General features: G+C 48.7%; 6 protein-coding genes. All 6 read left to right on the plus strand.

The genetic code is table 11. The annotated features are described in order from the left end of the window. The coding region (locus tag A3750_RS10995; RefSeq protein ID WP_304440186.1) for a DNA gyrase C-terminal beta-propeller domain-containing protein at positions 1 to 1,257 on the plus strand (1,257 nt) is incomplete at its 5' end. 15 nt (positions 1,258 to 1,272) lie between these two features. Further along, positions 1,273 to 2,370, plus strand: a complete 1,098-nt coding sequence (gene pheA / locus A3750_RS11000; RefSeq protein WP_068451075.1) for a prephenate dehydratase — start codon at positions 1,273 to 1,275, stop codon at positions 2,368 to 2,370. A 22-nt stretch (positions 2,371 to 2,392) separates the two neighbouring features. Further along, the gene (gene hisC, locus A3750_RS11005) at positions 2,393 to 3,511 is read left to right on the plus strand and encodes a histidinol-phosphate transaminase (protein WP_068451078.1); all 1,119 of its coding nucleotides are present in this window, start codon (positions 2,393 to 2,395) and stop codon (positions 3,509 to 3,511) included. Beyond that, entirely contained in the window at positions 3,508 to 5,757 is a 2,250-nt protein-coding gene (locus A3750_RS11010) for a bifunctional prephenate dehydrogenase/3-phosphoshikimate 1-carboxyvinyltransferase (protein WP_068451081.1), read from the plus strand. Before hisC ends, A3750_RS11010 begins: the two co-directional genes overlap by 4 nt. Continuing rightward, complete coding sequence (gene cmk / locus A3750_RS11015) at positions 5,757 to 6,440, plus strand: (d)CMP kinase (protein WP_197474998.1); 684 nt, start codon at positions 5,757 to 5,759, stop codon at positions 6,438 to 6,440. The genes A3750_RS11010 and cmk overlap by 1 nt, the downstream gene beginning before the upstream one ends. Before the next feature lie 121 nt (positions 6,441 to 6,561). Next, the coding region (gene rpsA, locus A3750_RS11020) for a 30S ribosomal protein S1 (protein WP_068548267.1) at positions 6,562 to 8,069 on the plus strand (1,508 nt) is incomplete at its 3' end.

An 8,069-nucleotide genomic window follows, 5' to 3' on the forward strand; every position in this document is an offset into this window, starting at 1 on the left:
ATTTTAGAGCGTATTACTGAGTTATTGAATATCTTGAGCAATCCTGAGCGTCTTATGGAAGTGATTCGTGAAGAGCTCGAAGCTATTCGCGACGAATACGGCGATGCGCGTCGAACCGAGATTATGTCTTCGCGTCGCGATCTTACGGTTGCTGATCTGATTACCGAAGAAGATCTCGTTGTCACTATTTCGCATGCGGGTTATGCGAAAACGCAAAAGCTGGAAGATTATCAAGCGCAGCGTCGTGGTGGTCGCGGTAAGTCTGCAACCTCTATGAAAGATGAAGATTTTATCGAGAAGTTGGTCGTTGCTAATTCTCATGACACGATATTGTGCTTCTCGAACAAAGGTAAGGTTTACTGGTTGCGAACATTCGAAATACCGCAGGCGAGCCGTGGTTCGCGCGGTCGCCCTATGGTGAACATTTTACCGCTGGGTGAAGGTGAGCGAATCACCACATTTCTTACAGTAAGAGACTACACAGAAGGCCACTTTATTTTTATGGCAACCGCTAATGGTACTGTCAAGAAAACGCCTCTTGAGAATTTTGCACGCCCTCGACCTTCGGGCTTAATCGCGCTTGGGTTGGATGAGGGTGATACCTTGATCGGTGCCGCGGTGACCGATGGTTCGCGAGACATCATGTTAATGGGTAGTGCTGGCAAGATGATTCGCTTTAAAGAAGGCGATGTGCGTGCGATGGGTCGAACAGCTCGTGGTGTGCGCGGTATCAAGCTGCCTGAAGGGCATCATGTTGTATCTCTTATTCTTCCAGAAGAAGACGGCCTGTTATTGGTGGCAAGTGAAAACGGTTACGGCAAGCGCACGCGCCTTGACGAATTCTCCGTCATTAATCGAGGCGGACAAGGTGTTATCGCCATGCAGGTCTCTGAACGAAACGGTAGCCTTGTTGGAGCGGTGCAGGTTTTCGAGGGTGATGAACTGATGTTGATCAGCGACCGAGGAACACTTGTTAGAACGCGTACTAGCGAAGTTTCGGTGTTGGGTCGAAATACCCAAGGTGTTCGTTTGATTAACTTGGCGCAGGCCGGCGAACGCTTGGTTGGCGTTGAGCGAATTGAAGAGCCGGAAGAAGAGGAACTGCCGGGAGGTGAGTTAGCAGAGGGTGAGGTACTTGAAGGTGCTTCAGAAAGCGAATCTGTTATTGGTGCTGAAGGCTCTTCACAGGCTGAAGGCTTGTCCCAGGCTGATGGCTCTAACGACGAGCAAGACTCAGATGGCGAAACGCTTCAGTAAGCTTCGGAGATCAAGATGACCAATGAAACTGAAGCGTTAACCCAACTTCGGGATGATATTGACCGTATTGATCGCGATATTCAGCGCCTACTCAATGAACGTGCGGCATGCGCTCAACAAGTGGCCGAAGTAAAACAGGCCGCAGCAAACGGTGAGCAGGTGCAGTATTATCGCCCCGAGCGGGAGGCGCAGGTGCTTCGTTCCGTGATGGAGCGAAATGAGGGCCCGTTGCCTGACGAGGACATGGCGCGGCTGTTTAGAGAGGTGATGTCGTGTTGTCTTGCTTTGGAGCGACCGCTTGAAGTTGCTTATCTAGGGCCAGAAGGTACCTTCACTCATGCCGCTGCTCTTAAGCATTTCGGACACTTTGTTAAGTCGCAGCCGTTAACCGCGATTGATGAAGTATTTCGGGAGGTTGAGTCAGGCCAAGTGAACTACGGTGTTGTGCCGATAGAAAATTCAACCGAAGGCATGGTTAATCATACTCTGGATAGCTTTGTTGATTCTCCACTCTTTATTTCAGGGGAGGTGAAGCTTCGAATTCATCATAACCTTTTGTCGTCGAGTGTTGATTCGCTGGAAGATGTGAAGCGAGTTTATGCGCATTCTCAGGCTTTGGCGCAATGCCGTAAGTGGCTCGACTCCCATTGCCCTCAGGTAGAAAGAGTCGCGGTCTCAAGTAACGGTGAGGCGGCGCGTCTAGCGGCTGCGGAAGAGGGTGTCGCGGCGATTGCAAGCGAAATGGCAGCAGAGCTTTACGCACTGAATGCGCTTGCAAAAAACATTGAGGATCATCCTGATAATACAACGCGATTTTTGATTATCGGTTCTGAAATTGTTCCTCCTAGTGGTCAAGACAAAACGTCGATCATGGTTTCGGTCAAGAACAAGCCCGGCGCCTTGTATCATGTGTTGGAGCCTTTTCATCGGCATGATGTAAGTATGACGCGCTTAGAGTCGCGTCCGTCAAATAGTGGGACTTGGGCGTATGTTTTCTATATTGATTTCGAAGGGCATTTCGATGATGAAAACGTTCAGGCAGTGATTGCTGAAATATCCCCAGGGGCCGTTGAAATTAAGCATCTCGGTTCTTATCCGGTTGGTGTGCTTTAAGCGATTTTAGTAAGGAATAAATATGGGCGATTTGACGCGGTCTTCTTGTGACTTTGTGGCTTTGGCTAGTACGGGGGTTAGAGGTCTGCACCCATATCAGTCAGGAAAGCCCAGTGATGAGTTAGAGCGTGAACTGGGTATAAGCAATATAGTGAAGCTCGCGAGCAATGAAAATCCTTTGGGTCCGAGTCCTTTGGCGCTTGATGCGATTCAAGGTGGGCTCACGGAGCTAACGCGTTACCCCGATGGCAATGGATTTGCACTGAAGCAAGCGCTATCAGAAAAGCATGCTATCGCGACCAACCAAATTACACTTGGGAATGGTTCCAATGATGTTCTCGAATTAATAACGCGAGCATTTGCAGAGCCCGGAAGAGAAGTGATTTTTTCGCAATATGCGTTTGCCGTATATCCGCTAGCTACTCAGTCGGTGAATGCGACTTCTGTTGTTACGCCTGCTAAGAATTGGGGGCATGACTTGGAGGCCATGCTTGCGGCCATCACTGAGCATACCTCGATCATTTTTGTTGCTAATCCCAACAATCCTACGGGCACAGCATTGACGAGAGACGAGATTTGTGACTTCTTAAGTCGTGTTCCGGAGCGTGTCATTGTGGTGCTTGATGAGGCCTATATCGAATATAACCAAGGTGGCAACTTTCCAGATGGTCTGACCCTGCTTGATGAATTCTCAAACCTTGTGGTGACTCGTACCTTCTCCAAGGCTTGGGGACTGGCTGGTTTGCGCATTGGTTACTCGGTTTCAAACGCTGAAATTGCAGATGTGCTGAATCGTGTGCGACAGCCTTTTAATGCCAATAGTCTTGCTTTAGCAGCAGCGACAGCAGCGCTCTCTGACAATGATTATCTTGCCAAGAGTGTCGATCTGAATCGACGGGGTATGCAGCAGCTGGTCACTGCATTTGAACGTCTTGGTTACGATTATATCCCGTCCCTTGGAAATTTTGTTTGTTACGACACGAAAGGCTCGGGCGTCGATGTTTATCAAAGCATGCTTCAGCAGGGTGTTATCGTTAGGCCTGTATCGAATTATGGTATGGAGAGGCATTTAAGAGTCTCTGTTGGCTTGCCAGAAGAGAATGCTCGTTTTATTGAGGTTCTGGAGTCGCTAACTGAATGAGTGCTGAGTTTGACGATGTAGCTTGTAAAGAACAGTTGAAAGGGCTGAGTGTTGCGGTTGTCGGTCTTGGCCTAATTGGCGGTTCGCTGACAAAGTGTCTGAAGCAGCAGGGAAGTGTTTTAAAGACCACTGGTTTTACGCTCGATCCGAATCACGCAAGGCTTGGTGTTGAATTGGGTGTAGTGGATGTAGCGGCCGAGACGATTTCTGAAACGGTTGCCAGTGCTGATATTGTAGTGATTGCGGTCCCTGTTCAAGCGTTTGAACAGGTGCTTACTGAGCTAAAACCTCATTTAAAACAAGATGTTGTTTTGACGGATGTTGGAAGCGTCAAAGGAGCGGTAGTTGATGCTGTGAAGAATGTGTTTGGCAAAGTGCCGAGCACGTTTGTCCCTGGCCACCCTATCGCAGGCTCAGAGAGAAGCGGTGTGACGGCGGCACAAGCGGACTTGTACCATAATCATAAAGTAATATTGACGCCATTAGCAGAGACAGACAGTAAGGCCTTGGCTTTAATCGATTGTATGTGGCGTTTGTGTGGTGCAAACGTGCTCACAATGCCGGTTGAGAAACATGATGAAGTGCTTGCTGCAACCAGTCATTTACCACATTTGATCGCCTTTTCTTTGGTGGATACGCTGGCGGGTAACCCCGATAACGAAGATATCTTTCGTTACGCTGCCGGAGGATTTCGTGATTTTACACGGATTGCGGCGAGTGATCCGGTGATGTGGCGAGATATTTTTATTGCCAACCAGGGAGCGACGCTGGATGTATTAGATCGTTTTAGCAATGATCTTGCGGTCTTGCGCAATGCAGTAGCGGCAGGCGATAGTCAAACTATGCTAGGCGTCTTTACACGTGCTCGTGCGGCACGGGAACATTTTTCTAAAGTCTTATCAGGGCAGTCTTATTTAAACGTTATGAATACTAACAATGTGATTTTCAAAGCAGGTTCTGGTCAGTCTTTGTCCGGTTCGATTCGTGTGGCGGGCGACAAGTCGATCTCGCATAGATCAATTATGCTAGGTGCCCTTGCAGAGGGCGTTACCGAGGTTGAAGGCTTTCTAGAGGGTGAAGATAGTCTCGCGACGCTTCAGGCATTCAGGGATATGGGGGTCGTGATAGAGGGGCCCCATAACGGGCGCGTAAAAATACACGGCGTGGGGTTGAATGGGCTGCAGCAGCCTCCCGGACCAATCTATCTTGGTAACTCCGGTACGGGCATGCGTTTATTTGCCGGACTTCTTTCTGGCCAGTCCTTCGATACAGAATTAACTGGGGATGAGTCCCTCTCTAAGCGCCCGATGGAGCGCGTCGCAGGTCCTTTGAGACTGATGGGTGCAATGATTGAGACGGCTGAGGGTGGGCGCCCACCAATGAAAATTAAAGGCGCTCAGCGGTTAAAGGGTATGCACTATGATATGCCTATGGCAAGTGCTCAGGTTAAGTCTTGTTTGTTGTTGGCGGGTATGTACGCCGACGGCGAGACCAGCGTGACCGAACCCGCGCCCACGCGGGACCATACAGAGCGTATGCTCAATGGTTTTGGATATAAGGTGGAGCGTGATGGCGCGACGGCAAAATTGACCGGCGGCGGCTCCATGCAGGGAGGCAAGATTGATGTACCTGCAGATATTTCTTCAGCGGCCTTCTTTATGGTAGCTGCGTCAATTACCCCAGGATCGGATTTAACGCTTGAACATGTTGGTTTAAATCCCACGCGTATTGGTGTGGTGAATATACTCCGCGCCATGGGTGGAGACATTACTATCAGCAACCAGAAAACGGTTGGTGGTGAACCGGTTGGAGATATTCGCATCAAACATGCCCAGTTGAAGGGTATCCAAATACCAGAAGATCAGGTTCCTTTGGCGATCGATGAGTTTCCAGTGCTTTTCATTGCTGCAGTGTGCGCTGAGGGTGAAACTATTCTCAGCGGTGCAGAGGAGCTTCGTGTTAAAGAGAGCGATCGCATTCAGGTAATGGCCGACGGTCTTGCGCAGCTTGGTGTGCGTACGGAAGTGAAGCCGGACGGCATTGAAATTAATGGTGCCACCATGCAGGGCGGAACCGTACATAGTCATGGTGATCACCGGATAGCGATGGCATTTTCGGTCGCGGCTCTCCGGGCTGAAGGTGAAATTGTGATTAATGATTGTGCGAATGTAGCGACTTCGTTTCCGAATTTCGTTGAGTTGGCGAATCGGGTCGGGATGAGTGTTGTTGTAAACGGTGATGCCTGATGATGGCTAACTTGCAAGCTCCTGTCCTTTGTATAGATGGCCCTAGCGGCTCAGGCAAAGGTACGGTGACTCAGCTGGTTGCTAACCGGCTTGGTTGGGCGATTCTGGATAGCGGAGCTCTTTATAGGTTGACGGCGATTTCGGGTATGCGTAGCGATATCGACTTTGGCGATGAGGCCGGACTGGCCAGTTTGGCTGCTACGCTAGATTGCGAGTTCAAGGCGTCAGAAGATGGTGAGCCTGTCAGGGTTTTCTTGGGTGGAGAGGATGTGACATCCGAGTTGCGTCTTGAGACGACGGGCAATAATGCATCGAAGGTTGCTGTATTGCCTAAGGTGAGAGAAGCGCTTTTGCAACGCCAGAGAGACTTTCAGCAATTGCCTGGTTTAGTTGCTGATGGTCGTGATATGGGCACTGTTGTTTTTCCAGAGGCGCCATTCAAAGTATTTCTTACAGCCTCTGCTCAAGCGCGAGCAGAGCGCAGGCACCAACAGTTGAAGGCTCAGGGGGAAGATGTTAAAATCGCGACCCTTTTGCAAGAGATCGAAGCGCGTGATGCGCGTGATATGGGTCGAAAAGCCGCGCCACTAAAGGCCGCAGACGACGCAATCATAATAGACACGACAGAGTTTTCGATCGAGCAAGTGTTGGAAAAAGTCCTATCGTTGGTCCATCCACAATAAGTCTTGTTCCTCTTTATAGTTTTTTACGCTAATGGCAGCGAAGGTCGGCCAGTGATTTGTCGTTAGCTTATTTAATCAGACCGTACTAACTGGTGGTATGGAGAATCTAACAGGAAATGTAATGAGCGAGAGCTTTGCTGATTTATTTGAAGAAAGCCTAAAAGAAATCGATATGACCCCAGGGTCGATCGTAAAGGGCGTAGTTGTAGACATCGATAGTGATTGGGTTACAGTCAACGCGGGCTTGAAATCTGAGGGTGTTATCCCTCTTTCACAGTTTGTTAACGAAGCGGGTGATATCGAACTTGCTGTCGGTGACACTGTAGACGTAGCACTTGATGCTGTTGAAAACGGTTTTGGCGAGACTCAGCTTTCTCGTGAAAAAGCGAAGCGTGCTGAAGCTTGGAAAGAACTTGAAAAAGCATTCGAAGCTCAAGAAATCGTTAAAGGTATTATTAACGGCAAAGTTAAAGGCGGCTTCACAGTTGACCTTAAATCTGTTCGCGCATTCCTACCTGGTTCTCTCGTTGACGTACGTCCAGTGCGTGATACGTTACACCTCGAAGGCAAAGAGCTTGAATTTAAAGTAATCAAGCTTGACCAGAAGCGTAACAACGTAGTTGTTTCACGTCGTGCAGTACTTGAAGCTGAAAACTCAGCAGAGCGTGATGCTCTTCTTGAGTCAATGGCTGAAGGTATGGAAGTTAAAGGTATCGTTAAAAACCTTACAGACTACGGAGCGTTCGTAGATCTTGGTGGTGTTGACGGCCTACTACACATTACTGATATGGCTTGGAAGCGCATCAAGCACCCAAGTGAAATCGTTAATGTTGGCGACGAAATCAACGTTAAAGTCTTGAAGTTCGATCGTGAGCGTAATCGCGTATCACTTGGTCTTAAACAGTTGGGTGAAGATCCATGGGTATCAATCAAAGAGCGTTACCCAGAGAACACGCGTGTTACTGCACGTGTAACTAACCTTACTGACTACGGTTGCTTCGCAGAAATCGAAGAAGGCGTTGAAGGTCTTGTTCACGTTTCTGAAATGGATTGGACTAACAAGAATATTCACCCATCTAAAGTTGTCCAATTGGGCGATGAAGTAGAGGTGATGGTCCTTGATATTGATGAAGAGCGTCGTCGTATTTCTCTAGGTATCAAGCAGTGCCACGCTAATCCTTGGGAAGAATTCTCAGGTAACTTCAACAAAGGCGATAAGATCAGCGGTAAGATCAAGTCTATTACTGACTTCGGTATCTTCATTGGTCTTGACGGCGGCATTGACGGTCTAGTTCACCTTTCAGACATCTCTTGGCACGAAGTCGGTGAAGAGGCTGTTCGCAACTACAAGAAAGGCGACGAAATCGAAACAGTTATCCTTTCTGTAGATCCTGAGCGTGAGCGCATCTCTCTAGGTGTTAAGCAGCTAGACAGCGATCCATTTGCTGAGTACGTGCAAGCAAATGACAAAGGCACAATCGTTACAGGTACTGTTAAGTCTGTAGATGCGAAAGCTGCAGTTGTTGTTCTGGCAGATGATGTGGAAGCTACTTTGAAAGCCTCTGAAATGAGTCAAGATCGTGTTGAAGATCTTACTACTCAGCTGAAAGAAGGCGATGAAGTTGAAGC

The sequence above is a fragment of the Oleiphilus sp. HI0079 genome (assembly GCF_001635105.1).